The sequence below is a fragment of the Agrobacterium sp. 22-210-1 genome (assembly GCF_053522525.1).
In genome coordinates, this window is sequence record NZ_JBNWCI010000002.1 from 485,663 (window position 1) to 512,503 (window position 26,841).

The 26,841-nt window shown below is 60.2% G+C and carries 22 protein-coding genes; 10 read left to right on the plus strand and 12 right to left on the minus strand.

All coding sequences use genetic code 11. From position 1 onward, the window contains the following. The first annotated feature begins 26 nt into the window (after nt 1-26). Nucleotides 27-1,097 carry an LLM class flavin-dependent oxidoreductase gene (locus ACQZ5F_RS15155; protein ID WP_225338628.1) on the plus strand — a complete coding sequence of 357 codons (1,071 nt, stop codon included), beginning with the start codon at nt 27-29 and terminating at the stop codon, nt 1,095-1,097. Between the two features lie 60 nt (nt 1,098-1,157). Here the strand turns inward: ACQZ5F_RS15155 and ACQZ5F_RS15160 are convergent, their stop codons facing one another. The 3 genes from ACQZ5F_RS15160 to ACQZ5F_RS15170 all read right to left on the minus strand — a co-directional run bounded on the left by ACQZ5F_RS15160 (nt 1,158) and on the right by ACQZ5F_RS15170 (nt 5,039). Further along, on the minus strand, nt 1,158-2,336 hold the full coding sequence (locus tag ACQZ5F_RS15160) for an acyl-CoA dehydrogenase family protein (RefSeq protein ID WP_225338629.1): 1,179 nt from the start codon (nt 2,334-2,336) through the stop codon (nt 1,158-1,160). Continuing rightward, on the minus strand, nt 2,333-3,364 hold the full coding sequence (locus ACQZ5F_RS15165) for an ABC transporter substrate-binding protein (RefSeq protein ID WP_137086588.1): 1,032 nt from the start codon (nt 3,362-3,364) through the stop codon (nt 2,333-2,335). The genes ACQZ5F_RS15160 and ACQZ5F_RS15165 overlap by 4 nt, the downstream gene beginning before the upstream one ends. A gap of 67 nt (nt 3,365-3,431) precedes the next feature. Further along, nucleotides 3,432-5,039: an ABC transporter substrate-binding protein gene (locus ACQZ5F_RS15170; protein WP_225338630.1), complete on the minus strand. Its 1,608-nt coding sequence runs from the start codon at nt 5,037-5,039 to the stop codon at nt 3,432-3,434. A gap of 269 nt (nt 5,040-5,308) precedes the next feature. Here ACQZ5F_RS15170 and ACQZ5F_RS15175 point away from each other — a divergent pair, with 269 nt between their 5' ends. The 7 genes from ACQZ5F_RS15175 (at nt 5,309) to ACQZ5F_RS15205 (ending at nt 12,589) form a co-directional block, all read left to right on the plus strand. Next, on the plus strand, nt 5,309-6,298 hold the full coding sequence (locus ACQZ5F_RS15175; protein ID WP_225338631.1) for an ABC transporter permease: 990 nt from the start codon (nt 5,309-5,311) through the stop codon (nt 6,296-6,298). Beyond that, on the plus strand, nt 6,295-7,290 hold the full coding sequence (locus tag ACQZ5F_RS15180; RefSeq protein ID WP_225244242.1) for an ABC transporter permease: 996 nt from the start codon (nt 6,295-6,297) through the stop codon (nt 7,288-7,290). The genes ACQZ5F_RS15175 and ACQZ5F_RS15180 overlap by 4 nt, the downstream gene beginning before the upstream one ends. After that, the gene (locus ACQZ5F_RS15185) at nt 7,287-8,285 is read left to right on the plus strand and encodes an ABC transporter ATP-binding protein (protein ID WP_225338632.1); all 999 of its coding nucleotides are present in this window, start codon (nt 7,287-7,289) and stop codon (nt 8,283-8,285) included. The genes ACQZ5F_RS15180 and ACQZ5F_RS15185 overlap by 4 nt, the downstream gene beginning before the upstream one ends. Next, nucleotides 8,263-9,198: an ABC transporter ATP-binding protein gene (locus ACQZ5F_RS15190; protein WP_052818914.1), complete on the plus strand. Its 936-nt coding sequence runs from the start codon at nt 8,263-8,265 to the stop codon at nt 9,196-9,198. The genes ACQZ5F_RS15185 and ACQZ5F_RS15190 overlap by 23 nt, the downstream gene beginning before the upstream one ends. 18 nt (nt 9,199-9,216) lie before the next feature. After that, complete coding sequence (locus tag ACQZ5F_RS15195) at nt 9,217-10,272, plus strand: aldo/keto reductase (protein ID WP_225338633.1); 1,056 nt, start codon at nt 9,217-9,219, stop codon at nt 10,270-10,272. Between the two features lie 69 nt (nt 10,273-10,341). Beyond that, nucleotides 10,342-11,580 carry an acyl-CoA dehydrogenase family protein gene (locus ACQZ5F_RS15200; protein ID WP_225338634.1) on the plus strand — a complete coding sequence of 413 codons (1,239 nt, stop codon included), beginning with the start codon at nt 10,342-10,344 and terminating at the stop codon, nt 11,578-11,580. Between the two features lie 37 nt (nt 11,581-11,617). Next, nucleotides 11,618-12,589 (plus strand): LysR substrate-binding domain-containing protein, encoded by a 972-nt coding sequence (locus ACQZ5F_RS15205; RefSeq protein WP_225338635.1) that lies wholly within the window; start codon nt 11,618-11,620, stop codon nt 12,587-12,589. A gap of 16 nt (nt 12,590-12,605) precedes the next feature. On the opposite strand, the gene ACQZ5F_RS15210 is transcribed toward ACQZ5F_RS15205, so the two are convergent. The 8 genes from ACQZ5F_RS15210 to ACQZ5F_RS15245 all read right to left on the minus strand — a co-directional run bounded on the left by ACQZ5F_RS15210 (nt 12,606) and on the right by ACQZ5F_RS15245 (nt 22,496). Further along, nucleotides 12,606-13,958, minus strand: coding sequence for an LLM class flavin-dependent oxidoreductase (locus tag ACQZ5F_RS15210; RefSeq protein WP_225338636.1), 1,353 nt, complete (start codon nt 13,956-13,958; stop codon nt 12,606-12,608). Nucleotides 13,959-14,011: 53 nt separating this feature from the next. Continuing rightward, a complete protein-coding gene (locus tag ACQZ5F_RS15215; RefSeq protein ID WP_225338637.1) occupies nt 14,012-15,607 on the minus strand; it encodes an ABC transporter substrate-binding protein in 1,596 nt (531 codons plus the stop codon). Nucleotides 15,608-15,647: 40 nt separating this feature from the next. Next, nucleotides 15,648-15,998: a DUF3088 domain-containing protein gene (locus ACQZ5F_RS15220; RefSeq protein WP_052818910.1), complete on the minus strand. Its 351-nt coding sequence runs from the start codon at nt 15,996-15,998 to the stop codon at nt 15,648-15,650. A gap of 438 nt (nt 15,999-16,436) precedes the next feature. Further along, nucleotides 16,437-18,026 carry an ABC transporter substrate-binding protein gene (locus tag ACQZ5F_RS15225; protein WP_225338638.1) on the minus strand — a complete coding sequence of 530 codons (1,590 nt, stop codon included), beginning with the start codon at nt 18,024-18,026 and terminating at the stop codon, nt 16,437-16,439. A gap of 34 nt (nt 18,027-18,060) precedes the next feature. After that, nucleotides 18,061-19,260, minus strand: coding sequence for a M20 aminoacylase family protein (locus tag ACQZ5F_RS15230; RefSeq protein WP_225338639.1), 1,200 nt, complete (start codon nt 19,258-19,260; stop codon nt 18,061-18,063). A gap of 89 nt (nt 19,261-19,349) precedes the next feature. Continuing rightward, a complete protein-coding gene (locus ACQZ5F_RS15235; protein ID WP_448730611.1) occupies nt 19,350-20,534 on the minus strand; it encodes an LLM class flavin-dependent oxidoreductase in 1,185 nt (394 codons plus the stop codon). Continuing rightward, complete coding sequence (locus ACQZ5F_RS15240; RefSeq protein ID WP_225338641.1) at nt 20,525-21,421, minus strand: NmrA family NAD(P)-binding protein; 897 nt, start codon at nt 21,419-21,421, stop codon at nt 20,525-20,527. Before ACQZ5F_RS15240 ends, ACQZ5F_RS15235 begins: the two co-directional genes overlap by 10 nt. 7 nt (nt 21,422-21,428) lie before the next feature. After that, nucleotides 21,429-22,496, minus strand: a complete 1,068-nt coding sequence (locus tag ACQZ5F_RS15245; RefSeq protein WP_225338642.1) for an ABC transporter substrate-binding protein — start codon at nt 22,494-22,496, stop codon at nt 21,429-21,431. Between the two features lie 354 nt (nt 22,497-22,850). Between ACQZ5F_RS15245 and ACQZ5F_RS15250 the strand changes: the two genes are divergently transcribed. After that, complete coding sequence (locus ACQZ5F_RS15250; RefSeq protein WP_225338643.1) at nt 22,851-24,158, plus strand: NtaA/DmoA family FMN-dependent monooxygenase; 1,308 nt, start codon at nt 22,851-22,853, stop codon at nt 24,156-24,158. Nucleotides 24,159-24,240: 82 nt separating this feature from the next. Here the strand turns inward: ACQZ5F_RS15250 and ACQZ5F_RS15255 are convergent, their stop codons facing one another. Next, the gene (locus tag ACQZ5F_RS15255; protein WP_225338644.1) at nt 24,241-25,269 is read right to left on the minus strand and encodes an LLM class flavin-dependent oxidoreductase; all 1,029 of its coding nucleotides are present in this window, start codon (nt 25,267-25,269) and stop codon (nt 24,241-24,243) included. A gap of 423 nt (nt 25,270-25,692) precedes the next feature. Here ACQZ5F_RS15255 and ACQZ5F_RS15260 point away from each other — a divergent pair, with 423 nt between their 5' ends. Then, entirely contained in the window at nt 25,693-26,841 is a 1,149-nt protein-coding gene (locus ACQZ5F_RS15260) for a mandelate racemase family protein (RefSeq protein ID WP_225244227.1), read from the plus strand.

The following is a 26,841-nucleotide window of genomic DNA, read 5'->3' on the forward strand; positions in this document are numbered from 1 at the left end:
AGAAAACGAAAATTCAGGCGGATAATGTGAGCAGCACGAGCGAATTTCTCTGGTATATCCCCAATGACGTCAAACCCGGCCATAGGGGCGATGCCGTCAGCGACAACCATAACAGCCTCGACACATTGACCAGCCACGCAAAGGCGCTGGAAAATCATGGCTGGAAAGGTGCGCTGATCGGCACCGGCTGGGGCCGGCCCGATACATTCACGGTGGCGGCAGCGCTTGCGGCGCGCACCACCACCTTCGAGCCGCTGATCGCCATCCGCCCCGGCTACTGGAAGCCTGCCAATCTCGCATCCGCCGCCGCCACGCTCGATCAGCTCTCGGGTGGCCGGGTACGGATCAATGTCGTCTCGGGTCGCGACGAGCTTGCTGCCTATGGCGATGAAGAAGGTGATCAGGCACAGCGTTATGCGCGCACGAAAGAGTTCATGCGGCTGGTGCGGCGGCTCTGGACGGAAGAAAATGTCACCTTCGACGGGGATCATTTCCGGGTCAAGAATTCCACTGTCCTGCCGCGTATCGCCGTACGCGACAGCCGGCCGCACCCGAAGTTTTATTTCGGCGGCGCATCCGAGGCGGCCGAGCAAGTCGCCGCAACCGAGGCCGATGTACAATTGTTCTGGGGCGAGCCGCTCGCCGGTGTGGGCGAACGGATAGAAAGGCTCAGGCATTTCAGTGAAACGCTTGGCCGCGACTTACCGCCGCTGCAATTCGGCCTGCGGATCACCACGCTGGTGCGTGAGACGACGGCAGAAGCATGGCGCGACGCGGAAGCGAAGGTTGCTGAAATGGCCGCAAATAACGGAGCGCGCTGGAACGACCATCTGCAAGGCGTGGCAATCGGCCAACGCAGGCTGCTGGATTTGCACCGTCAGAGCGACGTGCTGGACGACAATCTCTACACAGCGCCCGGCAAATTCGGCGGCGGCGGTGCCGCAACGACATGGCTGGTAGGTTCGGCGGAAGACGTCGCGGCGTCACTGCGCAAATACCGCGCGCTTGGCATCACCCATTTCGTGCTTTCCGACACGCCTTATCTGAAGGAAATCGAACGGCAGGGCGACAGCTTGCTACCGCTGTTGCGGGATTGATAGGCGTGGCTTGAACATGGGCGGCCCGCCTCAGGCAAGGCCGCCCGGTGCCTTTACCAATCAACCACCCGCCGCCTTGATGCTCTGACGGCCGAGAATCGTGCGGATCATGTGGCTTTGTGGCGCATGCGCCCTTGCCGTGATGGCATCGCGATGATGGCGTTCGAGATTATAATCCCGGCGCAGGCCGCGATTGCCGCCAAGTTCCAGCGCCAGATCCGTCACCGCCACGGCATTGTCGATCACCACGTGACGAACGGCGAGCGCATCGGTTCCCACCCTTTCGCCAGCGTCGATATCGCGGGCGACGGAGAGAAGCAGGCGTCTGTTTGTCGCCAGCAGCACCTCGATCTGGCCAAGACCTTCCTGAATACGGGGAATGGAGGAGAGCGGCGCACCAAGGCTTGCGGGAACATGGCCATTCAGATGGCGCAACAGATCATCCCGCGCCGAAAGCGCAACACCGTGATAGACGGAAGCCAGCAGCGCGAAGAAATTATAACCGTCTGCCTCATCGCGCCGCAGCGGCTCGTCCGCCGGCTGTTCGGCAACGATATCGGCAAGTGGCACCCTTACCTCCTCCAGCACCAGATCATGGCTGGCTGTGGCGTACATGCCGGTCGCCTCCCATGCCTTTTCCTGGGCGATCCCCGGTGCGTCGAGCGGCACCAGAAGCTGAATGAGGCGCGGCGTCTCTTCCGTCGTCACGGCGAGCACGATCGCCCATTTCAGCCCTGGCAGGCCGGTGACGAAACTCTTGCGGCCATTGACCACCCAGAAATCGCCCTCGATCCGCGCCGTCGTTTCCGGCAGACCGCCATGGGCCGGCGAACCGACACCCGGCTCCGCCTGCGCATTGTTCAAAAGCGCCGGCTCCCTGCTATTGGCGGCCAGCACCCTTGCCGCAAGTGCTGCCGGCCACTTGCCGCGCCGGATAGCGGCATGGACACTGTAATGCATGGCGAGAATGAGGGCTGTCGACGGATCGCCACTGGCAATGGCGGCGATGACGGCATGCGCCGTTTCCATGCCCTCGCCCCAGCCACCATCCTTTTCAGCCGTCACGAGACCCAGCAGGCCGGACTTGAAAAGCGCTTCGAAATTGCCGGCGGCGAATTCGCCGCTTTTGTCATGGTCCGCCGCCGTCAGGCTGAAATCTTCGGCCAGCACGGTTGCGACGGTAATGGGGCTGGATTGCTGTTCCGGCGGCCGCGGAACGGCGGAAAGTGCGATGCTCATGCCACCGCCCTTTCACTCGCCGTCACGAAACGGTCGTCAATCCATCCGCCGAGATCGAAGTCGTTCTCAAGGAAACCCCACTGGTGCAGGAAATCCTTGTAATGACCGACAGCAGCCACAAGCTCTGCATCAAGGCCGAGACCGAGATGACGGTGAACTTCCGGCCCGTTGGCAGCCAGAACCTGTTCTTCCGTCGCACCGGCCTCACGCGCAATGAAACGACGGGTTTCTTCCGGATGCTGCTCCGCCCACAGCGAGGCTTTGCCGATGGCGGCAACCAGTCGCTCCACCAGATCGGGACGCTCATCGGCCAGACGCCCGTCCACCGTCAGCACCCGGGGCGAACCGGAATTGATGCGTATCTTCGGATCGGGGTGAAAACCGAATTCCACCACCTGCACCGCGCCGATCAGATTGGCGGCGGCAATACCCGCCGTTCCCTTGACGAAAATCGCATCGACTTCACCCCGCAGCAGCGCGATGATCTCCTCACCGAAGGATTGCCGGCGCTTCAGCCCGAAAAGAGACGGCCCCTCCTGCGAGGCCAATACCGAATCCGTAATGACGATATCCTTCAGTTCGACATCATCAACCGTCAGCCCTTCCAGCGAAAGCGCGGAGACGATGCCCTTCAGCGCCGTCGCCCGCATGAAATCGACAATGCCCTCCGGCCTGCGCGGCACGCCGAAACGGCGACCGACAAGATCGGCAACAGAGCGGATACCGGTCTCCGGCAGGGTGATGATCGCCTGAAACTCATCCGTCCAGGTAATGCCGATGAGGCGCGTATTGCGCCCTTCCGAACGGGCGCGAATGGGCGGCACATTGCCGCCGTGGCGGAAGGACCATTCCAGCGTGTGGTTGAAATGGCTCTGACGAACGGAGCGGTCAGGCGAATCGATGATGGATTTCAGCGCTATGCCAACCTCCTCGAATGTCTGCCCGAGATAACCGAGCTGCGCCGCCAGGCCCACGGGCGTGGGCACTGGGCAGCGTGTGTACCAGATTTCAGAAAGTGACGTGCTCATGGCTTTGTCCTCGATGAAAGGGAAAAATCCCGGCCCGCCGCAAAGGGGGCCGGGTCTGGTGAAACGATCAGGATGCAGCGATATGCGCGAAGGCGAGACTTCCCGCCACACCTTCGGCGCCGATGGTGTGATCGGCGATACGCTTGTTGAAGATGGTAATTTCTGGTGCCGCGACGATGTCGATGGCAGGCACGTCTTCAACGAGAATCTGCTGGATTTCCTTCCATTGCGCGACGCGCTTGTCCGGATCGATCTCGATGGCGGCGGCTTCGAGAAGCGCATCCACCTTCGGATTGCTGTAGGCCGCGCCATTGGAGAAAGGCACGCCCTTCTTGAAGTTCTTCGACCAATAAAGCCGCTGCACGCCGACGGTCGGATCGAAGAGATTGCTCATGCCCTCATAGGCAAAATCGAAATCGCGATCCGTATAGATGCGCTTGGTATAGGTGGCGAAATCCTGCGTGCGCACCGTCACATCCACGCCGACCTTCGCCAGCGCCTGGCGAATATAATCCGCGCCGCGCGGATAGGCTTCGGTGCTCGGCACATAGTCCAGATTGAGCTTGAAACGGATGCCATCCGCACCGCGCTTGTATCCGGCCTCATCCAGCAGCGCTTCAGCCGCCTTCAGGTCGATCGGATAGGTTTTCAGATCATCCACAAACCATTTCGTCAGCTTCGGATTGATCGGCCCGGTGATCGTCGCGCCATAACCGTAATTGACCGTGTTGAAGATGACGTTGCGGTCAATGACATGGGCAAAGGCGCGGCGAACGCGCACATCCTTGAACACATCCTTTTCGAGATTAAACTCAACGCGGCTGACGGAATTCGAATATTGATAGCCGTTGGTTTCGAAGCCGAGGCTCGGCAGCTCCTTCAGCCGGTCGAGATCGCTATAGGCGACTGGCGTGCTAGGCGCGAGATCGATCTCGCCGGTTTCGATGGCAATCGCGCGGGCCGAAGCATCCGGAATGAAACGAACGATCAGCTTGTCGAGATAGGGGCGCGGCGCATCCCAGTAGTCCGCGTTGCGCTCGAAAACGATATGACTGCCGCGTACCCACTCCTTGAACTTGAACGGGCCGGTGCCGATGGGCGCGAGATTGACAGGATTCTCTGTCACTTTCGTGCCTTCATAGAGATGTTTCGGAACGATGGGCGTTTCGGCAGCGGCGAGCGCCGTGATCAAATAGGGCGCAGGTTTGGAAAGAACCAGAACCGCCGTCAGCTCGTCCGGCGTCTCGACGCTTGTGAGGTTCAGGAATGTGTTACGGCCGCGCGGATGCACTTCCTTGATGGTATTGATGGAGAAAGCCACATCGGCGGAGGTAAAGGGCTTGCCGTCATGCCATTTCACGCCGGGCCTCAGCTTGAAGGTGTAACGCAGGCCATCCGCGCTCACATCCCATGATTTGGCCAGGAGCGGCTTGGGGTTGAGATCGAAATCATAGGTCAAAAGTCCTTCGGTGACCTTGGGCGATATGTAGACGGAATTATAGGCCGTATGCGCAATCGTCGTCAGCACCGGCGGTTCCGACGAAATCAGCAGCGTGGCCGTGCCGCCACTTGCCGGCTCCGCCGCGTTAAGCCTCAGTCCCGGCAGCGACACCACGCCAAGCGCCACCGACGCCAGCAGAAATCCACGCCGCGTCGTCTGGTTGAAAACAGTCATGCGATACCCTCTCCTTGATTGAACCGGCGAAAAACCGGCAAACTGAACGGCCGCGCTTAGGAAGAAGTTTGTTCCGCAGAGGAGAGTGAGTTTGGCATGAAGAACCAACCATTCTCGTAATTAGGAATTATCTTTTCTTTATTGCGCATTTTTCCGTAAATTTCAGAAAATAATTCTATTACTCTTTGACAAATTCCATAAAATTAGTCAACTAATACCAACGCCCTCACGGGCTGATTTCACATTTTCACGCTTACGGACTGGAGCCGATGTCGAATTCGAAACGGATTTTATCGCAGGCAAAGCGGGTGGCCATTCAGGCCATTCCGACGGTTCTCGGTATCGTCATCCTGAACTTCTTCCTGCTGCAGCTGGCGCCGGGTGATGCCGCCGATGTGCTGGCGGCGGAAGCGGGTTCGGCAACCGTCGAGACCATGGCAGAAATCCGCTCCCGCTTCGGTCTGGATTTGCCGGTTCTGCATCAGCTGATGAATTATCTCGGCAATCTCGCCCAGTTCAGCCTTGGTTTTTCGCCGCGATACAGCATGCCGGTGGCAGACCTTATCGGCCAGCGCCTGCCCGGCACGCTTGCGCTGATGGGCGCAGCCCTTGGTATCGCGATCTTCGTCGGCGTGTTCCTCGGCTCCATCATGGCGCTCTTCTCCGGCAAGCTGCCGGACCGGATCATTTCGATTGGCTCGCTGATCTTTTATTCCGTGCCCGGTTTCTGGATCGGCCTGATGCTGATCCTGACCTTCTCGGTCAAGCTCGGCTGGCTGCCTTCGGGCGGGGATAGCACCATTGGCAGTAGCCTTACCGGTTTTGCAGCCTTTCTCGACAGGCTTCGCTATATCGTTCTCCCTGCCCTTTCGCTGGCGCTTTATTTTCTGGCGATCTATGCCCGCCTCACCCGCGCGGCGATGCTGGAAGTGAAATCGCAGGACTATGTGCGCACGGCGCGTGCCAAGGGCGTTTCGCCGATCAGGCTCACCACACGCCATATCCTGCGCAACGCGCTCATCCCCATCACCACCATGGCCGGCATGCATATTGGCGGCCTCCTCGGCGGCGCCGTCGTGGTCGAAACCGTCTTTAGCTGGCCGGGCCTTGGCCGGCTCGCCTTCGAAGCCGTGATGGCGAGGGATTTCAGCGTGCTGCTCGGCATTCTGCTTCTCTCCTCCCTCGTCGTCATCATCGTCAATGCCGCCGTGGACCTGTTGCAGGCATGGCTTGACCCCCGCATCGGAGAAAGCCGATGAACTCATCCCACACAACAGCGGTTCTCAACACGGCCGAAATTGGTGCTGAAGAGACCAATCCCAAACCGAAAAAGCCGGAAGAAAAGGCCTGGCCTTATATCCATGCCCCGGATGCGCTTTCGGCCCGCTCCGTCTCCGTGCCGCGGCGCGGCCTGCGGCGGGAACTGAAAATCTTCCTCACCAATCCCAACGCCATCGTCGGGCTGCTGTTTCTCGCGACCGTCATCGTCACCGCGCTGATCGCGCCCTTGATCTATCCCGGCGATCCCCTGGAAATGGTGGCCCGCCCATTCCTTTGGCCGGGCCAGAATGCGGCCTATCCGCTCGGCACCGATTCCATGGGCCGGGATGTTCTGGCCGGCATCGTGCATGGCGCGCGCATTTCGCTTACCGTCGGTGTCGTGGCAACGCTGATCGGGCTGACGATCGGCATCGCCGTCGGCGCCTTCGCCGGTTATTTCGGCGGCGTCATTGACGACATCCTCGTCAAGCTGATCGAAATCTTCCAGACCTTGCCCAATTTCGTGCTCTTGGTGGTGCTCGTCGCCATCGCCCAGCCATCCGTCACCACGGTCACGTCAGCCATCGGCATCATCACCTGGCCGCTCGTTGCGCGTCTTACCCGTGCGGAATTCCGCGCCATCCGCGAGAAGGACTATGTGCTCGCCGCCCGCAGCCTGGGTTACGGCCACGCGCGCATCGTCTTTCAGGAAATCCTGCCCAATGCGCTGCCGCCGATCATCGTCACCTCCTCCGTCATGGTGGCTGGCGCGATCCTCATGGAAGCAGCACTCTCCTTCATGGGGCTTGGCGATCCCAACCGTGTCTCCTGGGGGTCGATGATCGGTTCGGGCCGCGATGTCATCCGCACCGCCTGGTATCTGACCGCCCTTCCCGGCCTCGCCATCGTCTTCACCGTCATTTCGCTGAACCTCATCAGCGACGGCCTCAACGATGCGCTCAACCCCCGTTTTTCGGAGGAACGCCGATGAGCAAACTGATCGAAGTCCATGATCTCTCCGTCAGCTTCGGCTCGGCCCAGCCGGTAAAAGGCGTCAGTTTCGATGTCAGCCCCGGCGAAATGCTGGCTATCGTCGGCGAAAGCGGCTCTGGCAAATCCCTGACGGCGCTCGGCCTGATTGGCCTGCTGCCCTCCCACGCCAAGACCGGTGGGCGGGTTCTGCTCGAGGGCCGCGATCTGCTGCCGCTTTCCGAACGGCAATGGCGCGGTATTCGCGGCCGGGATATCGGCATGATCTTTCAGGAACCGATGACCTCGCTCAACCCTGTCCTGACCGTCGGCGAACAGATCATCGAGGTGCTGCGCATCCATGAGAAGATCGACCGGCACCAGGCGCGCAAACGCGCCATCGAGCTTCTGGATCTCGTCAACATTCCCGATGCCGGCCGCCGGGTGGATGATTATCCGCACCAGCTTTCCGGCGGCATGCGCCAGCGCGTGATGATCGCCATCGGCGTTGCCTGCAATCCTAAATTGCTGATCGCCGACGAGGCGACGACCGCGCTCGACGTGACGATACAGGCGCAGATCCTGCAATTGCTCGATAATCTGCGCCGCGATCTCAACATGGCGGTCATCCTCATCACCCACGATCTCGGCATCGTGGCGCAATGGGCGGACCGGGTGATGGTCATGTATGCCGGCCGCAAGGTGGAAGAAGGATTGCCGGAGCCGGTTTTCTCAAACCCCTACCATCCCTATACGCGCGGCCTGCTTGCGGCGTCACCGCGCGCGGAAGACGGCCAGCATTATCGCGATGGGCCGCTCATTGAAATTCCCGGTTCCATCGTTTCCGCCACGGGGGAACGCGGTTGCGCCTTCCGGCCACGCTGTCCGAGCGCCCGCGGCTTCTGTGGGCAGTTCTTACCGCCGCTGCGGCATATTTCGGAAGGTCGCTACGCCGCCTGCCCCTTCGTTGCTCCCACATCCAAGGAAGTATCCGATGACGCTCTTGTCAGTGCATAGCCTGTCCACCCATTACACGGGCGGACGCGGAACCGTGCGTGCCGTCGATGACGTCTCGCTCGATATCGAGGCGGGCGAGACCGTGGCGCTGGTGGGTGAATCCGGCTGCGGCAAATCCTCGCTCGGCAAGTCGCTGATGCGTCTGGTCGAGCCGTCTTCCGGCCGGATCACCTTCAAGGGTGCCGATGTCACGGCAATGACGTCATCGCAGCTGCGCGGCATCCGCCGCCGCATCCAGATGATCTTTCAGGACCCTTTCGCCTCGCTCAACCCGCGCCAGACGGTGCGCACCATCCTTACCGGCCCGCTGAAGGTGCACGGCATCGGCGACCGGGCGCGCCAGCGGGAGATTGTTGAAGCCATCGTCGCACAGGTTGGCCTGCCGGCTGACGCGCTCGACCGTTATCCGCATGAGTTTTCCGGTGGCCAACGACAGCGCATCGGCATTGCCCGCGCGCTAGTTCTGGAACCGGAACTGGTGGTTTGCGACGAGCCGGTTTCGGCGCTCGATCTTTCGATACAGGCGCAGATCCTCAACCTTCTGGTGGAGATGAAAAAGCGGCTTTCGCTCTCCTATCTCTTCGTCTCCCACGATCTTTCCGTGGTACGCTATTTCTCCGACCGCGTGCTGGTCATGTATCTCGGCAAGATCGTCGAAAGCGCGCCGACGGCGGAACTCTGGGCCTCGCCGAAACACCCCTATACCCGTGCGCTTCTCGCCGCAGTTCCCGATCCCGCCCGCCGCAAGCAGGCGGCCCCCATTTCCGGCGATCTGCCCAGCCCGCACGATCCGCCATCCGGCTGCCGGTTTCACACCCGCTGCCCGCTCGCTACCGATCTCTGTCGCGAAAAAGCGCCGGATTACAGCCTTTTCGGCAAGAACCACGCCGTGGCCTGCCACCATGCCCAATAACCTAAAGGAGCAACCATAATGGTCGATTATCGCTATCTCGGACGCAGCGCGCTGAAAGTTTCACCGCTCAGCCTCGGCACCATGATGTTCGGAGGCCCGACGCCGGATGACGTGGCCTTCCGCATCATCGACAAGGCGCGCGAACAAGGCATCAACTTCATCGACACCGCCGATGTCTATCACGACGGCAAGTCTGAAGAGGTCGTTGGCCGCGGCATCAAGTCCACGCGCGATCACTGGGTTCTGGCGACGAAATTCGTCAATTCCCACACCAAGGGCCCAAACCTTGGCGGCCATTCGCGCAAATGGGTGATCGAGACGGTCGAGAATTCGCTGCGCCGTCTCAACACTGACTATATTGACATCCTCTATTTCCACCGCGCTGTCTTCGATGCGCCGCTGGAAGAGCCGGTGCGCGCCATCGCCGATCTCATCCGCGCCGGCAAGTTGCGCTATTTCGGCGTGTCGAATTTCCGTGGCTGGCGCATCGCCGAAATTTCGCATCTGGCCGATCAGCTCGGCATTGACCGTCCCGTTGCCAGCCAGCCGCTCTACAATATCGTCAACCGCACGGCCGAAGCCGAACAGCTGCCGGCAGCCAATCATTATGGTCTTGGCGTGGTGTCCTATTCGCCGCTCGCACGCGGTGTGCTGACCGGCAAATATCAGCCGGGCGAACAGCCGGGCGCCGATACCCGCGTCGGCCGTGGCGACAAGCGCGTTCTGGAAACGGAATGGCGTCCGGAATCGGTTGACATCGCCCAGAAGGTTGCGGCCCATGCCGCTTCGAAGGGCGTTTCGGCGGCGGATTTCGCGCTCGCCTGGGTGCTGAACAACAAGTTCGTCACCGCCGCCATCACCGGCCCGCGCACCGAAGAACATTGGAACGGCTATATCCGCGCCCTCGATGTGAAGATCGATGCCGAAGATGAAGCGCTGGTCGACAGCCTTGTGACGACAGGCCATCCCTCCACGCCCGGCTTCAACGATCCGAGCCATCCCGTCGAAGGCCGCGTGCCGCGCAATCTCGAGCCCGCACCCCGCCCGGCGCTCAAGCCACGCGCGGTCGCCTGATCGTCCAGACGAACACGCCTGCGGCGCGATTGTGCCGCAGGCCCTCACATCCGTTCAGGGAAAACCGCAATGTCCAATCCGAAACTACAGACAACCACCACCGATAATTCCGGCGTGCCGAGCCGGGACGAGATTCTGACCCGGGCAAAGGACATTGCGGCTATTGCGGCCAGGGATGCCGCCCGCCGCGAACGCCAGCGGGAACTGCCCTTCGATATCTTCGCCCTTATCAAGGAGGCGAAGATCGGCACGCTGCGCGTTCCCGAAGCCAAGGGCGGACCGGGCGGCTCGATTGCCGACTATATCGAAGTGCTGATGATCCTCGGCGAAGCCGACAGCAATATTCCGCACGCGCTTCGCAGCCATTTCAATTTCACCGAAAACCTCGCTCTCGCACCCATCGAGCTGGAGGACCGACGGCATCTCGAACATGTGCTTGCCGGCAAGCTCTTCGCGGGCGCCAGCACCGAACAGGGCACCAAACGCCCCGGTGAAATCACCACGCGTCTAAGCGCCGACGGCGACCGCTACCGGCTGAACGGCCGCAAATGGTATGCGACCGGCACTGCCTTTGCCGATTTCGGCACCTTCAGCGCCATTGGCGATGACGAGCAGCCGATCGGCGTGCTCATTCCGCTCGATCGCGCCGGCATCACCATTCTCGACGACTGGGACAGCATGGGTCAGCGCATGACGGCAAGCGGCGGGGTGCTGCTTGAGAATGTCGAGGTCCTGCCGCATGAGCTGACGACCCGCAAGCTCGGCACCCAGATCGGCCGCCACAGCTCGGCCATGCGGCAGCTGCATCTTGCCGCGTCGGCCGCCGGCGCTGTTCAGGGCGCGCTGAATGACGGTGTCGATTATGTTCTGCGCCAGGCGCGCACCACGCTTCACAGCGCTGCCGAAACCGCTAATCAGGATCCCTTCGTGCAGAAGATGCTCGGCGAAATCAGCGCCGGTGCCTTCGCGGTGAAGACCCTCATCCGCGAAGCGGCGAGAACGCTCGACCGCACCGCTGCGGCCTTCGCCGCCGGGGACGAAGAGGCGATAGAGGCGGCCCTGCTGGAAGGCTCGCTCGCCACGGCACGTACCCAGATCATCGCCTCGCAGCTTTCTTTGACGGTCGCCACCAATCTTTACGAACTCGGCGGCGGCTCGGCGACATCGAGCGATCGGAATTTCGACCGCCACTGGCGCAACATCCGCACTGTCTACAATCACAATCCGCTCGCCCATAAGGCGCGGGTGATCGGTGACTATTACCTGAACGGCACCACGACGCATCTCCGGGAAGGCCGGGTGTTCTGACCATGCGGGAGATGCAGGCGGCAAAGGAGGAACAGCGATGAGAACGGAGTTTGTTGCTCCCGCCGGGAGCCGGGCGGCTTTTCGCCTGCCCACACTTTCCCGGCTGCCGCCGCTGACCGCCTTGCGCGCTTTTGTGGTGGCCGCCCGCCACGCCAGCTTCTCGCGGGCGGCGGAGGAGCTGCATGTCTCGACCGCGGCAATCGGCCAGCAGGTGAGAATTCTCGAAACCCATCTCGGCCAGCCGCTTTTCAGCCGCCAGCGCGGTGAATTGTTGCTGACCGATGCCGGCAATGCGCTTTATCCCGGCCTTGCGGACGCCTTCGAGACCATGATTGGCAGCCTTTCCGACCTGATGGTTTCGAACGCCCGACCGCAGCTGAAGGTGCTGGCCGAAGGCTGTTTTGCCGCCCGCTGGCTGGCTCCGCGGCTGGGCAGCATCGTTCCGGCACTCGGCGACGTCGAGCTTTCGATCGAATCCCTTGAAAGCGAAACCATCGACCTCACCCATTTCGATGCCGATTGCGCCATCGTCGCCACCCATGCGCAAATCCCGGGCTTCATTCACGAGCCGCTTTTCGCCGACACGGTCAGCGCCGTCTGCACCCCGGATTTCGCGGCCCGCCATGCGCTTGCAGACGAACCGGAGCGGTTGCGAAATTTCGGTTTTGCGATGTTGCGTGGCAATGGCGTGGACCCCGCCTTCGAATGGGCAAACTGGCTTCGCGCCTGCCGCATTCCGCTCAGGCTTTCTGCCACCGGCCCCCGCTTTTCACGCCAGACCGCGCTGATAGAGGCGATTTTATCCGGCCACGGCATCGGCCTCGCACGCCACTCGCTGATTTCGGAGGAACTCAGGACCGGCCGGCTGATCGCCCCCTTCGGCACACCGCAGCCAACCGCCAGCCGTTATCACCTGCTGACCAGTCCCGACAGGCGGCGGCTGCCGGAGGTCGCATCTCTACTCGCCCTGTTGCGCGAGGATATGCGCTCTCTCGAGGCCGCCGCCTGAACACGCCCGTCCCACCTCAGGCGCGCTCCCTTTGCGGCTCCTGGGCCGCATAGATATTTTCAGGCCGTGGCAGGCCATAATGGTCGCGCAGCGTGTCGCCCTCATAGTCCTCGCGGAACAATCCGCGCCGTTTCAGGATCGGCACTACCTCGTCCACGAAGATATCGAACCCGCCATTCAGCCATGGCGGCATGATGTTGAACCCATCGGCAGCGCCCTCGCGGAACCAGGTCTCTATCCAGTCCGACACCTGTTCCGGCGTTCCGGAAATAACCTTGTGGCCGCGCCCGCCGGCAAGCCGGTGCAGCAATTGCCGGATCGTCGGATTTTCCCGGTCGATGACATCAAGAACAAGCTGATGACGGCTGCTATCCGCTTGAGCCCGCGTCGCCTCCACGGCCTCCTTCGGCAAAGGCTGGTCGAGATCGGCCGATGACAGGTCTATGCCGGTGATGCGCTGCAATTGCCCGAGCGAAAAGGCAGGCTGGATGAGATCGTTGAAGGAGGCCTCAAGTTTGCGCGCCTCCTCTTCGGTTGACGCAATGAAGGGGCTGATGCCCGGCAGGATTTTTACATGGGCGGGATTGCGCCCCGTGGCCGCGACACGTCGCTTGATGTCAGAATAAAAAGACCGCGCACTCTCCAGAGTCTGATGCGCGGTAAAGATTGCCTCAGCATAGTGAGCCGCAAAACCACGGCCCTCCTCCGAGGAACCCGCCTGAACATAGACCGGCCGGCCCTGTGGTGAACGGGGTACATTCAGCGCGCCCCGCACCCGATAAAATTCGCCATCGTGATTGGCGGGGTGGATGCGGTCTGTCTCGGCAAACAGGCCGCTCTCCTTGTCGGCGACGATGGCATCGTCTTCCCAGCTATCCCAGAGCTTCGTCACCACATCGACGAACTCGATGGCCTGACGGTAACGATCGGCATGCGGCGGATGCTTTTGCAGATTGAAGTTGCCGGCTGCGGCATCGGCCGAGGTCGTGACGATGTTCCAGCCCACGCGCCCGCCGCTGATATGATCGACCGAGGCAAACAGCCGGGCAAGATTATAAGGCTCATAATAGGTGGTGGAGGCCGTTGCAATGAAGCCGATCTTTTCCGTGACGGCGGCGAGCGCCGAAAGCATGGTGATCGGCTCCAGCCGGTGGCGGGCGGCGTAGCGGATATTGGCGTCCAGCACCGGTGCATCGGCAAAGAAGATGGCGTCCAGCTTCGCCGCCTCGGCCTTGCGGGCAATATCCTGATAGAGCCTGATATCGGTGACGCGGTGGGGCTCCGAGTCCGGATGCCGCCAGGCCGCCTCATGATGTCCACCCGGATAGATGAAGGCGTTGAGAACCAGCTTTTCGGATTTTCTGCTCATGGAAATGACCTCTTTTTCGCTCTGATGCGGCTTGAAACCGAAGGCAAGGCGGCTCACGCCTCCTTCGTCACCCAGGCTTTGGCGAGATTGCCGCTGAGACCTTCAGCCCCCGTCGCGTAATCCTTGATGCGGACGCTGCCGACAACCGGCTGGATGGGAGAGACGAGATTGATGACGGGAAGATCTTTTGCGATAACGGCCTGAAACTCCTTGAAGAAGGCGGCGCGTTTTTCGATATCCGGCTCCACCGCCGCCGCTTCCAGCAGCCGGTCCACTTCGGGATTGGCGTAATGGCTGGCATTCGAGAACGGCAGGCCGATCTTGAAGTTCTTGCTCCAGTAGACACGTTGGACACCGGCTGTCGGATCGAAGGTATTGGAAAGGGATTCGACCGACAGGTCCCAGGCGCGATCGGTATAGACTACCTTCACATAGGTGCCGAAATCGAATTTCTGGATCTCCGCCTCGATGCCGATCTTCGACAGCGCCTGCGCGATGAAATCCGAATAGGTCTGGGGATTGAAGGGGTTGGTGGTGACCCGGAGCTTGAAGCGCTTGCCGCCGTCCTTGCGCGGGAAGCCCGCCTCATCCAGCAGCTTTTCAGCCTGTGCGACATCGAACTTGGCGAAACCGATGTCGGGATTGTGGAACTTCGCCAATCCGGGGCTGATCGGCGTCGGCGATGGCACGGCGTAACCATAAAGCACAGTATCGATCAGCGCCGGAACATCGATGGCATGGGCGATGGCCTGCCTGACTTTCAGCTCCTTTAGATACTCGTTCTCAAGATTGATGACGAGCTGGTTCTGCTGGCCGGCATAGGCATAGATGCGGTCATCCACCTTCAGTGTCGGGATGGATTTCAGCCGTTCCAGATCGGCAAGCGCGACCGGGTTGGGGCCAATATCCCCTTCCCCGGTTTCCAGTGCGGCCGCGCGGGCGCCGGCATCGTTGATGAGGCGAATGATGACGCGGTCAAGATGAGGGCGCGGCGCGTCCCAATAATCGGCATTTTTCTCCAGCAGGATATGACTGCCGGGCACCCATTCCTTCAGCACGAAAGGGCCGCTGCCGATGATCTGGGCAGGCTTCGGATTTTCAGTCGGCTTGAAGGTCTCGAAGATGTGCTTTGGCACAACGGGCGATTCCGAGGAGGCGAGCGCGGTGATCAGGCCCGGCGCGGGTTTGGAAAGCTTCACCTTCGCAACCAGCGGATCGGAGGTATCGACACTCTCGACATGCGAGAACGTCGCCCGGCCGCGCGGATGGGCTTCCTTCAGCCGCAGGATGGAAAACTCCACATCCACCGATGTTACCGGCTTACCGTCATGGAACTTCGCATTCGGCTGCAGATGGAAGACATATTCCAGCCCGTCGGCCGAAACGCTCCATTCCTTCGCAAGACTTGGCTGGGGCGATAGCTCGTAATCATAGGTCAAAAGCCCGTCGTAAATCTTTGAGCCGATGAACTGCGGGCCACCCGCGCTGGTATTGATGGCCACGAGCTGGTTCGGTTCAGGGAAATACACGATCTTGAGTGTGCCACCCGAAACGGGCTCTTCGGCAGCGGCAAAAGAACCGCCCGGAAGCGCCACGAATGCGCCGGCGGCAAGTGCAATCTTATGAAACTGGCGTCTGGAAATGGTCATGTCTGTCTCCGAAAAATCCGATATGCGAGGGAGCGGCAACTCAATGCAGCTGCGGGAACCCGTGGCGCTCGGCGAGGATTTGCAAAATGCGTTTGGTGTCCTGAATGAAGTGCGTGTCGCCCTTTGCAGCAGCGTCAGCGGGCGCCTCGCCGGCAAAGACGAACAGCGGCAGCGACTGGTTTTCCTCCCCCACGGCGGCGATGACCGCCTCTCGCGGACGCTGAAAACCGACCCGGCGGATATCGATCTGCGCCGCTAGGTCTGGAAAGGCGGCAAGCAGACCCTCGATCTGGTTACAATGCGGGCAGACGAAGCGGACACCGGGGTGCTTTGGGTCTTCAAATCCGGGGGCGATCAGAAAAAGTGTGTCCTTGGCCATGGCATCCATCATTTGTGGGTGAGATTTCCTGCTCACAGTGCAGGCAGCCAAAGCGTGGGTCCAGAAAGCAATTCTTGCTTTGAAACGAAGAATTGCTTTACTCTAAATTATTGATGAAATTGATTTTTTCGAAATTTTAACACGCGGCATCGCTGTTTCGCCCGATCTGTTTCGTGCGCAAAGTTTTTCCCTGAAACGGGCTTGCCGCGCGAAGGTGCAAACAGGATGGAGGGTGGGTTTTGACAATAAAAAACCCGGCAGAATTGCCGGGTTCTGGTGAGATGCTGTTGGCGTAAAACCTCTCCTTCGTCATGCTCGGGCCTGTCCCGAGCATCTGCGAGCTACACGGTCAGGATGCCCTGGTAGATCCTCGGTACAAGACCGAGGATGACGTCGAATATGGAGGAAAGTTCGCCGCTACTCTCGCTGCACAGGATGCCGGGTTCGCCTTCACTCGCTCTTCCAGGCCGTCGACAAATCCCCATAGGCAATGTCGATGGTCGTGACGAGCGACTTCAGACTGGTATTGCGCAGAATGACGGTCGGCAAAGCGACGATGGAGAAATTCGGCAGGTCGTCACCAGTGATTTTCTGGATGTCGCGGAATTGCGCCGCTCGCTTCGTTTCATCCACCTCGATGGCGGCCGCACGAAAAAGATCATCCACCTTGGGGTTGTTGTAATGGGCAGCGTTGACATAGGGCGCGGGGTTCTTAATGCCATCGGACCAGTAGAGACGCTGCACGCCAGCCGTCGGATCGAACAACCGGCTGATACCGTTTACCGTCAGGTCAAAACCGCGCTCGGTGTAAACGCGCTTGATGAAGGTGGCGAGATCGCCTTCCACGATATCCACCTTCACGCCGAGTTTACCGAAGGATGAGCGCAGATATTCGGCGGTTTTGCGGAAGACGTCAGATGGCAGGAAGGCGAGCCGTAGTGAAAAACGGGTGCCATCAGCACCTTTCGGGTAACCAGCCTTATCCAGTAATTCGTTCGCTTTGGCGAGATCAAAAGGATAGGTGAAAGGCTTCTCGTCATTATAGGCGGTGAAGACGGCCGGGATGTTCGAACCGGCGGGTTTGGCCGTTCCGAAAAAGATGGCGTCGTTGATGAAATCGCGGTCGATGGCATGGGCCAGCGCGTGGCGGATTTCCTTTTTGGCGAGGATCGGGTTCTCCAGATTAAACTCGAAGATGGCGGCATTGTTAAGGTAGGAGTCGGTATATACCTCCACCGCGAGCTTCGGATTTTGCCGCAACCGCTCCAGATCGCTGTACGAAACATCGGCGGTATAATCCGCCTCGCCGGTTTCCACCGAGATAGTGGTGGAGGCGGCGTCCGCAACGAAGCGCGCAACGAAACCATCGAGATAAGGCAGATCGGCCTGCCAGTAGTTCGGGTTCTTCTTCAGCTTCACATAGCTGCCGCGTTTCCATTCCTCGAACACGAAGGGGCCCGTGCCGATTGGCGCGTTGCCGTTCGGGCTTTCATTGTAGTTTTCCGAAGCATAGGCATGAGCCGGCAAAATCGGCGTTTCGCCGCCCGTCAGCGCCCGCAGGAGATAGGGCGCGGGCTTGGACAGCACCACCACGGCCGTCAGCGGATCGGGCGTTTCGATATCGGCAACATTGGCGAAGGTGATGCGTCCGCGTGGACCGACCTTCTTGAAGGCCAGCAGGGAAAATTTTACATCCTGCGACGTGAAATCCTTGCCGTCATGCCATTTGACGCCCTTGCGCAGCTTGAACGTGTGGCGCAGCCCGTCGGCGGAGGTTTCCCAGCTTTCGGCAAGAACCGGATGCGGTTTGAACTCGCTGTCGAAACGTACCAGCCCTTCGAGGATTTTCGTGGAAATGGCGCGGGTGCGCGTATTGGAATCAGAAAGCGGCACCAGCGTCGTCGGCTCACCAAGACCCGCAAGCGTGACGATACCGCCCTTTTTCGGCGTTTCCACCGCCAGCGCGGGCAAGGACGGCAACAGAATTGCCCCGGCAAGAGCGGCACTCAAAAGCAATGTCCTACGTCTCGTAATATCCATGGATGTTTCCTTTTGCGAAATTGTTTTTAAATTTTCAGACAGCCTTCAGCCGGGTTTCCACCAGCCGGGCAAACAGGGTGGCGCCGACTGGAAGAATGGCGTCATCAACGATGAAACCGGGATTGTGAGCGGGCACGGTGCCGGAATGGCCAAGGGTGAAAAATGCACCGGGTGCATGTTTCAGGAGATCGGCGAAATCCTCACTGCCCATGAAGCGGCCGGGCTCGGTGGAAACGCACTCGTCTCCCAGAACCTCGCGCGCCACGCCGGCGACGATCTCCACAGATGCATCGTCATTGGTGAGAACCGAGAATATGTCGCGAACATCCACCTCGGCGGTGAGGCCATGGGCGGCGGCGATGTGGTCGGAAATCGTGTGGATGCGCTGCCGGATGGTTTCACGCACGCTGTCGGAGAAAGCGCGCACCGTTCCGGAAATCGAGGCCGTTTCGGGAATGACGTTATAGGCCGATCCCGCCTCGATACGCGTGATCGACAGCACGGCAGGATCGGTCGGCGACACGTTGCGGCTGACGATCGTCTGCAGGGCCTGAATGAGTTCGCCCGTTGCCGGCACCGGGTCACGCGAAACATCGGGGTGGGCGGCGTGGGCGCCTCTGCCCTTTAGTCGGATATCGAAGAAATCCGCACCTGCCAGAATGGTGCCGGGCGAAACCTTGAGATGATTGGGCGCAGCATGGGTGGAATTGTGCAACCCGTAGATCTCATCGACGGGGAAATCCTTGAAAAGCCCATCGGCAATCATGGCGCGCGCGCCGCCAAGACCTTCCTCGGCCGGCTGGAAAATGAACACCACCGTGCCGGCGAAATCGCGGGTTTCCGCCAGATAACGGGCGGCGCCGAGCAGGATGGTGGTGTGCACATCATGCCCGCAGCCGTGGAACCTGCCGGGATAGACCGATGCATAGGACAACCCGGTTTCCTCCGGCATCGGTAAGGCATCCATATCCGCCCGCAGCCCGATGGAGCGATTGCCCGCATGGCGGCCGCGCAGCACACCCACCACGCCGGTCTTGCCATAACCGCGATGCACCTCAATACCCCAGGAAGCGAGTTTTTCAGCCACGATGCCTGACGTGCGTACCTCCTCGAATCCGATTTCCGGATGCCGGTGCAGATCGTGACGGATGGAGACGAGTTCGGGAACATAGGTCCCGATCCGGTCCAGAATTTTCGGTGCGGATGTTTTGACGGGATCGACGGCGATGTTCACGGTATCTCCTCAGGGCAAAAAATATCGCTTTCGCAATCGGGCGATTGCGAAGGTGGCTTCGGAACTGGAAAATCGGGGTTGGAAAGAGGTCAGAGCCTCAGGCCAGCCTCCTTCATCAAGGGCAGAATGCGCTCGGCGAAGTAATCAAGGTCTTCACGGAAATCGTAGAAATTCAGCTGCACACCATCGATGCCGGCTTTCTTCAAGCCGATCAGCTGCTCGACCACCTGTTCCGGCGAACCGATGATTTCAATATTGCCACCGAGATTGCGCCCCTGCCTGTGGCGTGCATCGCCACGGCCGCGCCAGGCATGGGCGTCGCTGTCGTAATTATTGGTGGCGAAGGCGCGGGTGCCGGCCTGCGGTTTTCCAGCCTCGATGGCATCGGCATAGGCGATCGCCTCCTTTTCCGTATCGCGGCTGACGATAATCGGATTGATGAGAGTCTTCACCCGCCGGCCATGGGCTTTGGCACGGTTCTTGATGGTGGCGACATGACCGGGAAGCGTTTCCAGCGCGCTGTCTATATGCGCCCCGCCTGGCGAAGTGACGAAAACCAGATCGGAATGGCGCGCCGCGAAATCGATACCGGCAGGCGAACCAGTCGCCGTCACCAGTGGCGGGCGGCCGAAGGCCGGCTTCGGTGTAATCCAGCCATTGTTGATGGCCCATGGGTTGAGCTTGCCCTCGTAGGAGAAGTTCTCGGTCTCACCCCACAGGCGGTGAAGCACATCGAACAACTCACCCGCCATATCGTAACGCTTGTCATGGTCGATCCGCTGCCAGCCGAACATTTCATGCTCGATGGCGCGGTGGCCGGTGACGATATTGATGCCCCAGCGCCCCTTGGCGATATGATCCAGCGTCGCGCCATATTTGGCGAGATGCAGCGGATGCAGAGGCCCGTAAAGCACATGGATGGTCGAGATCAGCAGAATGTTCTTCGTGACCGCCACCATGGCGCCGAGCGCGATGAAACTGTCGAGCGAGGATTCGCCGTCATAACCGCCCTTGGGCAGCCATTGCGTGCGGCTGAAGGCGATTTCGAAACCAAGCTCTTCCGCGCGCTTCACCAGTTCGACGTTATAATCGAAAGTCCAGCTGTTGCTGGTCGGCAGGCTGGAGAAATTGATGTCCTGCAGATTGAGGAACAGGCCCAGCATCAGCGGCTGTTTTACCGCCCGGCTGAGCGGGCTGTCGTCAAAATCGGCAGGACTTTTCAGTTCAAGACCTTTCAGCTCCAAACCATCGGGCAAAGGAACACTCAGCGCCATGTCTTTTCTCCCTCGGAATGATCACCCTGCGGGGTATCCGCAGCCAGCCGGGCGCGCAGGTACCCCTCCACACTGCGGGGCTGATGACCGGTGATCTGGTGGATGGTATCGCTGACGGATGCCGCCAGACCTTCGCGGATGAGCTGCCCGAATTCGCCGATCGCTTTCTGTTCGAACACGCCGATATCCGGTGGAAAGGCCAGCACGGCATTATGCGAAACACCAACCGGCCGATGCAGGATACGGGCCGCGATGCGGGCGATCTCCAGCCCCGTCAACGCTTCGCCGCCGGTCAGCACCAAGGGGCCGGCAAGCGGTGCGTCGGCAGTCAATGCATGAACCGCCACATCGGCGATATCGTCGGCATCGATGAAGGAGACGGCCGCATTGCCGAACCGGGCGGGCACATCCTCTCCCTTGCGCAGCGCGGCGACAACGGGTTCCAGCGCCACCTGCATCCATGCATTCGGCCGCAGCACCGTATGCGCTACGCCGGTTCTGGCGAGATGCGCTTCCACCTCAGCATGGGCCGCACCCGAGATGGAGCTGGCGGCATTTTCAATGGTCCAGTCGGAGCCGGATATTTTCACGATCCGCGAAACCCCGGCGGTGAGAGCCGCATCGATGACCGCATTCTGATCAACCGTCAGCGTTTCTCCGATGGGGGAAAGCACAAATATGGCGTTTATGCCGCGCGCAGCCTCCTTCAGACTAGCCGGATCGGAAAAATTCCCCTCCGCAATATCGACCCTGTCGCCCCACAGTTTCAGTGCATCCTCACGTCTGCGGCTCAGCACGCGAACTCTAGCCTGTCTTTGCAAAAGACGGCCGACAACACGCTGGCCGAGTTTGCCGGTTGCACCCGTTACAAGAATGGTGGCTGCCATGATGCCCTCACTTTCCCGCACTGTGTCGCGCGGCCTCTTGCAGTGAAGAAAGGGCGCGTGGATCGGCCCAGTCCCGCACATCGAAATCGTCAGGGATGAATTTCCATTCCAGCAGGAAATCCTTGAAGTGGCTCAGCGCGTCCAGCTCGGCCGGGTCGAGATCGAGCCGCAAATTGCGATGCACATCCGCGCCATTGGCGGCCAGCACCGCCTCTTCGCTGACGCCGATCTCGCGAGCGATGAACCGCACGGCTTCTGCCGGATTGTCATTTGCCCACTGGGCAACCCGCTGAACGGTGGCCACCAGTTCCGCCACCAGATCCGGCCGCTCATCGGCAAAGGTAGCGTCCACCGTCAAGGGACGCGGCGTGCCATTGTTGATGCGAATTCTCGGATCGGGATGAAACCCGGTCGATACGACGACCTGCGCGCCGATGAGATTGGCGACGGTGATACCTTCGGCACCCTTGACGAAAAACGCATCGATCTGGCCGCGGTGCAGTGCTGCAATTTCCTCGCCATAGGGAAGTCGCCGGCGCAGGCCATGGAACCGCTCATCCGTTGGACCAAGCAGCACGGGCTCCCGGGCAGTCAAATCGACAAGTTCGACATCCGCAACGGTGAGATCGGAAACGGTGAGTGCCGACACGATGCCCTTCAGCGATGTGGCGCGCTGGAAATCGATGGTTTCATTCGGACGTTTCGGCAGGCCGATGCGCCGCCCCTTCAAATCACGACCCTTGGTTATTCCGCTTGCGGGTAGCGCTATGACCGCCTGAAACTCATCGGTTCTCGTCAGTCCCACCAGCCGCGTCTGCCGGCCACCCGCCTTCGCCCAGATTGGCGGGATGTTACCGCCCTGGCGGAAGGACCAGTCCAGCCGATGATCGAAATGGCTTTGCCTGATAGCCGGATCAGCCGCATCGCGAATGGAGGAAACGGAGATGCCATGATCGGCAAAACGCTCCTCTATCCAGCCAAGCTGTACCGCGATGGAAAGCGGCGTGGGTGCCGGGCACCGGGTGTACCAGAGCGTTACGGGTTGGGTTGCTTGGCGAAGGGCGGCATCAGCCATGGCGGTCGTCCTCGAAATTGCGATCTGGACAGCACGCTACACGCCGTTGAATAATTTCTATAGATAAAGTGTACTATTTAAGAGGTGATTGAAGAAATTCGTTTCCATGACACCAGCCCGTCACATGACGAACGAAATATCGTTTCGAAAATGGCGTTATTTTCGAACGCGGCTTCCGATTGCATCCATTCATAACCGGGCGCCTACCTGGGAACAGGAAAAGCCATGCTCGAAAGTTTTTCTTCTCCGAGCAGCAAGGATTTTTAACTCGCGACCGCAATCGCGGCTGTTACGCTTTCAGACAAATGTGCCGGCTACAGGCTGGAATCCCCACACAGACGGAAAAGTAAAAGCATGAGCAAGACCGAACGCCGGCTCAATCTCAATGTCGGCATCAACACAACGGGATATCTTCCCAATGCCTGGAAGTATAGAAGCGGAGACCGGCACGATATCAATGATATCGGCTATTACCGGCGGCTGACGGAACTGGCCCACAAAGGCCGGTTCGACGCCGTTTTCCTCTCCGATCACCCGGCATTGCTGACCGACCCGGCAAGCCGCCCATTTCACACCATCGATCCCCTCATCCTCTCCACATCGCTCGCCGCGCAGGTGCCGGATATCGGTTTCGTGGCAACCATATCCTCCACCTATAATTCACCCTATAATTTTGCGAGACGGACGCAGTCTATCGACGTCGTCACGGGTGGCCGGTTGATCGTCAATATCGTCTCGTCCTTCAATCCCAATGTCGCTGCCAATTTCGGCAACGATCCGCTGCCGCCACGCAGCGAGCGTTATGCCAAGGCCACCGAATTTCTTGATGTCGCGAAAAAGCTCTGGTCTAGCTGGGATCCGCGCCGCGAAGGTGAGGTGCCGGAAGACCGCTTCTGGGATGCGGCAACGGCTGCAACCATCGATCACGAGGGGCAATATTTCCATGTAAAAGGCCCACTCAACGTTCCACGTGGTCCGCAGGGACATCCCGTCATCGCGCAGGCCGGCGCTTCCGAAGGTGGCATCGATCTGGCGGCTCGCCATGGCGAGATCATCTATTGCAACATCCTGTCACGCCCGGCGGGTCAGGCCTTCGGCAAAAAGGTGCGTGACCGCGCCGTCTCTTTCGGCCGCGATCCCGCAAGCATCCGCATCGTTCCCGGCCTCGTCGTCATTCTCGGCGAGACCCGTGAGGAAGCGCTGCGCAAGCATGAACTCTTCAGCGGAACCGGCTCGGAAGACGGCCTTCTGGCGCGTTTCGCCAAGGAAAACGGCATTGATCCGCGCGATTTCAACCCGGACATAAAACTCGATGGCGAGCGCTTCATTCCCGACCAGAACCGGCAATGGGCCGTTGGCATGGGGCTTGGCCTTTCCGAGCTGCTGACCCATGAGAAGCTCACCGCGCGTGAGGCCGTGCGCCGCTCCGAGGGACATCACCGGCTGCTGCTCGGCACGCCGGAAGAGGTGGCGGATGGCATTATCGACCTCTGGCAGGATGGCACGGTTGATGGCTACACCCTGCAGCCGCCGCGTGCGCCCGATGATATCGCCGAATTTGTCGAAAAGGTCGTGCCGGTGCTACAGGACCGCGGCGTTTATCCGCGTGAATATGACGGTGCGACGATCCGCGACCGCTATGGTCTGCCTTATCCCGATTGAACCAAGGATGGGGCGCGGGTAAAGCGCCACACCTCCATCGCCCCCCTTTGCGCCGTACATGGCAATGGGGGGCAAGGGCATATTATTGGCCAGCCGCCACTTTCAAAACCGGCAGCCCGCCGGAAAGCTGCGGCACGGCAGACGCGAAATCCGTGACGATCTGGCGATAATCGTCCGGCTGAAACTCATAGGGCAATTCCAGGCGGAATTCAGAGACATGCGGCAGCACGGGATCACGCGACAGCTTCTCCAGAATCTCCTCAGTCGTGCCAACGATGTCGGGCAGGAAAAGCGTGCGGCGCGCGCCATGCGGCGCATGTGTGCGCTTGTCACGCTCAGCGGCGAATTCCGCATAACGGCGGCGTGTCGCGGGGCTTGCGCTATCGGTCGGCAGGATCACCCGTCCCAGCGCGACGCGCGGCTGGCGCTCATGCGCCCATTCCTGCCGGAAGCGGGCAACGAGAGCCGCCTGCGCGGTCAAAAAATCATCGGTATTTTCACCACTGACGATATTGCCGGTCAGAAGATTGAACCCTGCTTTGCCGGCCCATCGGGCGGAATTCTGCGATCCGCCGCCGTACCACAGCCGGTCGGTCAAACCCTTTGCTAACGGACGAAGGCGCGGCACCTGCGCGCCGGCCGCATTACCAGCCTCCGTGTCACTGGATAAAGGTTCAGATCTCAACGCCTTCGCCAGCTTTTCCGCCCGGGCGTGACTGTAATCCGCATCGGCAGCGTTATCGACATAATCCGAAATGAGATGCGCGAAGGGCGGCGCGCCCACCGAAACGCCAACATTCAACCGCCCGTGAGACAGGACATCAACCGTGGCGAGATCTTCGGCCAGCCTGAAAGGATTTTCATAACCCAGCTGAATGACGGCGGTGCCCAGCCCGATCCGCTTCGTGCGCTGCGATGCAGCGGCAAGAAAAGTGGCTGCCGAGGAAACGCCCCGTTCCAGATGGCGCTGACGCACCCAGGCGCTGTGATAACCCAGCGCCTCACCGGCTTCGAAAAGCTGCAGGGTTTCTTCCAGCCCCTTTGCAGGGTCATCATCGTGATAATTGCCGGGAACCAGAAAGGCGAAATGGGAAATACGGGAAAGAGGCATAGTGAACGTCCGGGAATGGTTGTTGACGGAAGATGGGCTCAGGCGACGCGGCTGCGGCAGTTCTTCCGTGCCGCGCATACTCCAGCAGAATGCCTGATGAGGGGCGCGGCTTGCACGGCATGGTCTTTTATAGTCCCGGTCATTGTTGAAAGATCGTTGCGCGATTCAATAGTCTACTAAAATTATAGGTTATTCGCGACAATCCTGCCGCGCCCAGCTCTCCACTTCCCGCGCTCCTTTCGCCGTTTCTGCGAGCCACAAAGCCGGTCTGGCCCACGACGCCAGATACGGGCCAGCCGACAAAAAACTTGATTTCCGCCCCAAACATGTAATACAGATTATCATACATGTTGACAAATAACGCAGACATGTATGACATTGCAGCAATCATGAACGCTGCGATACCTGCACGAGGGAGGAATTATGATCATCACCGACGTCGAGGTCCGTGTTTTCCGCACGACGACCCGTCGGCACTCGGACAGTGCCGGTCACGCGCATCCGGGTCCGGCGCATCAGGTGGAACAGGCCATGCTGACCATCCGCACGGAAGATGGGCAGGAAGGTCATTCCTTCACCGCGCCGGAGATCGTTCGCCCGCATGTCATCGAAAAATTCGTCAAGAAAGTCCTGATCGGCGAGGACCATCGCGACCGGGAGCGGCTGTGGCAGGACCTTGCCCACTGGCAGCGCGGATCGGCCGCGCAGCTGACCGACCGCACATTGGCGGTGGTGGACTGCGCCCTGTGGGACCTTGCCGGCCGCAGCCTCGGGCAACCTGTATACAAGTTGATTGGCGGTTATCGCGACAAGGTGCTGGCCTATGGCTCCATCATGTGCGGTGACGAGCTGGAAGGCGGGCTGGCGACGCCGGAAGATTACGGTCGTTTTGCCGAAACGCTGGTGAAGCGCGGATACAAGGGCATCAAGCTGCACACCTGGATGCCGCCCGTCAGCTGGGCGCCGGATGTGAAGATGGACCTCAAGGCCTGCGCCGCCGTGCGCGAGGCGGTTGGACCCGATATTCGCCTGATGATCGACGCTTTCCACTGGTATTCCCGCACCGATGCGCTGGCGCTTGGGCGCGGCCTCGAAAAGCTCGGCTTCGACTGGATCGAGGAGCCGATGGATGAACAGTCGCTATCCTCCTACAAGTGGCTTTCCGACAATCTCGATATACCGGTCGTCGGCCCGGAAAGTGCTGCCGGCAAGCATTGGCATCGTGCCGAATGGATCAAGGCCGGCGCCTGCGATATTCTGCGCACCGGCGTCAACGATGTCGGCGGCATCACCCCGGCGCTGAAGACCATGCATCTGGCAGAAGCCTTCGGCATGGAATGCGAGGTGCATGGCAACACGGCCATGAACCTGCATGTGGTCGCCGCCACCAAGAATTGCCGCTGGTACGAGCGCGGTCTGTTGCACCCCTTCCTCGAATATGATGACGGCCACGATTATCTGAAGTCGCTGTCCGACCCGATGGATGGCGACGGCTTCGTGCATGTCCCCGATCGGCCGGGCCTTGGCGAGGACATCGATTTTACCTTCATCGACAACAACCGGGTGAGGTAA

Coding starts and splice junctions, on each gene's coding strand:
- ACQZ5F_RS15160 (WP_225338629.1), bottom strand. CDS start 2,336: ATGAGCATCGCACTTTCCGCCGTTCCGCGGCCGCCGGAACAGCAATCC.
- ACQZ5F_RS15165 (WP_137086588.1), bottom strand. CDS start 3,364: ATGAGCACGTCACTTTCTGAAATCTGGTACACACGCTGCCCAGTGCCC.
- ACQZ5F_RS15170 (WP_225338630.1), bottom strand. CDS start 5,039: ATGACTGTTTTCAACCAGACGACGCGGCGTGGATTTCTGCTGGCGTCG.
- ACQZ5F_RS15175 (WP_225338631.1), top strand. CDS start 5,309: ATGTCGAATTCGAAACGGATTTTATCGCAGGCAAAGCGGGTGGCCATT.
- ACQZ5F_RS15180 (WP_225244242.1), top strand. CDS start 6,295: ATGAACTCATCCCACACAACAGCGGTTCTCAACACGGCCGAAATTGGT.
- ACQZ5F_RS15185 (WP_225338632.1), top strand. CDS start 7,287: ATGAGCAAACTGATCGAAGTCCATGATCTCTCCGTCAGCTTCGGCTCG.
- ACQZ5F_RS15190 (WP_052818914.1), top strand. CDS start 8,263: ATGACGCTCTTGTCAGTGCATAGCCTGTCCACCCATTACACGGGCGGA.
- ACQZ5F_RS15195 (WP_225338633.1), top strand. CDS start 9,217: ATGGTCGATTATCGCTATCTCGGACGCAGCGCGCTGAAAGTTTCACCG.
- ACQZ5F_RS15200 (WP_225338634.1), top strand. CDS start 10,342: ATGTCCAATCCGAAACTACAGACAACCACCACCGATAATTCCGGCGTG.
- ACQZ5F_RS15205 (WP_225338635.1), top strand. CDS start 11,618: ATGAGAACGGAGTTTGTTGCTCCCGCCGGGAGCCGGGCGGCTTTTCGC.
- ACQZ5F_RS15210 (WP_225338636.1), bottom strand. CDS start 13,958: ATGAGCAGAAAATCCGAAAAGCTGGTTCTCAACGCCTTCATCTATCCG.
- ACQZ5F_RS15215 (WP_225338637.1), bottom strand. CDS start 15,607: ATGACCATTTCCAGACGCCAGTTTCATAAGATTGCACTTGCCGCCGGC.
- ACQZ5F_RS15220 (WP_052818910.1), bottom strand. CDS start 15,998: ATGATGGATGCCATGGCCAAGGACACACTTTTTCTGATCGCCCCCGGA.
- ACQZ5F_RS15225 (WP_225338638.1), bottom strand. CDS start 18,026: ATGGATATTACGAGACGTAGGACATTGCTTTTGAGTGCCGCTCTTGCC.
- ACQZ5F_RS15235 (WP_448730611.1), bottom strand. CDS start 20,534: ATGGCGCTGAGTGTTCCTTTGCCCGATGGTTTGGAGCTGAAAGGTCTT.
- ACQZ5F_RS15240 (WP_225338641.1), bottom strand. CDS start 21,421: ATGGCAGCCACCATTCTTGTAACGGGTGCAACCGGCAAACTCGGCCAG.
- ACQZ5F_RS15245 (WP_225338642.1), bottom strand. CDS start 22,496: ATGGCTGATGCCGCCCTTCGCCAAGCAACCCAACCCGTAACGCTCTGG.
- ACQZ5F_RS15250 (WP_225338643.1), top strand. CDS start 22,851: ATGAGCAAGACCGAACGCCGGCTCAATCTCAATGTCGGCATCAACACA.
- ACQZ5F_RS15255 (WP_225338644.1), bottom strand. CDS start 25,269: ATGCCTCTTTCCCGTATTTCCCATTTCGCCTTTCTGGTTCCCGGCAAT.
- ACQZ5F_RS15260 (WP_225244227.1), top strand. CDS start 25,693: ATGATCATCACCGACGTCGAGGTCCGTGTTTTCCGCACGACGACCCGT.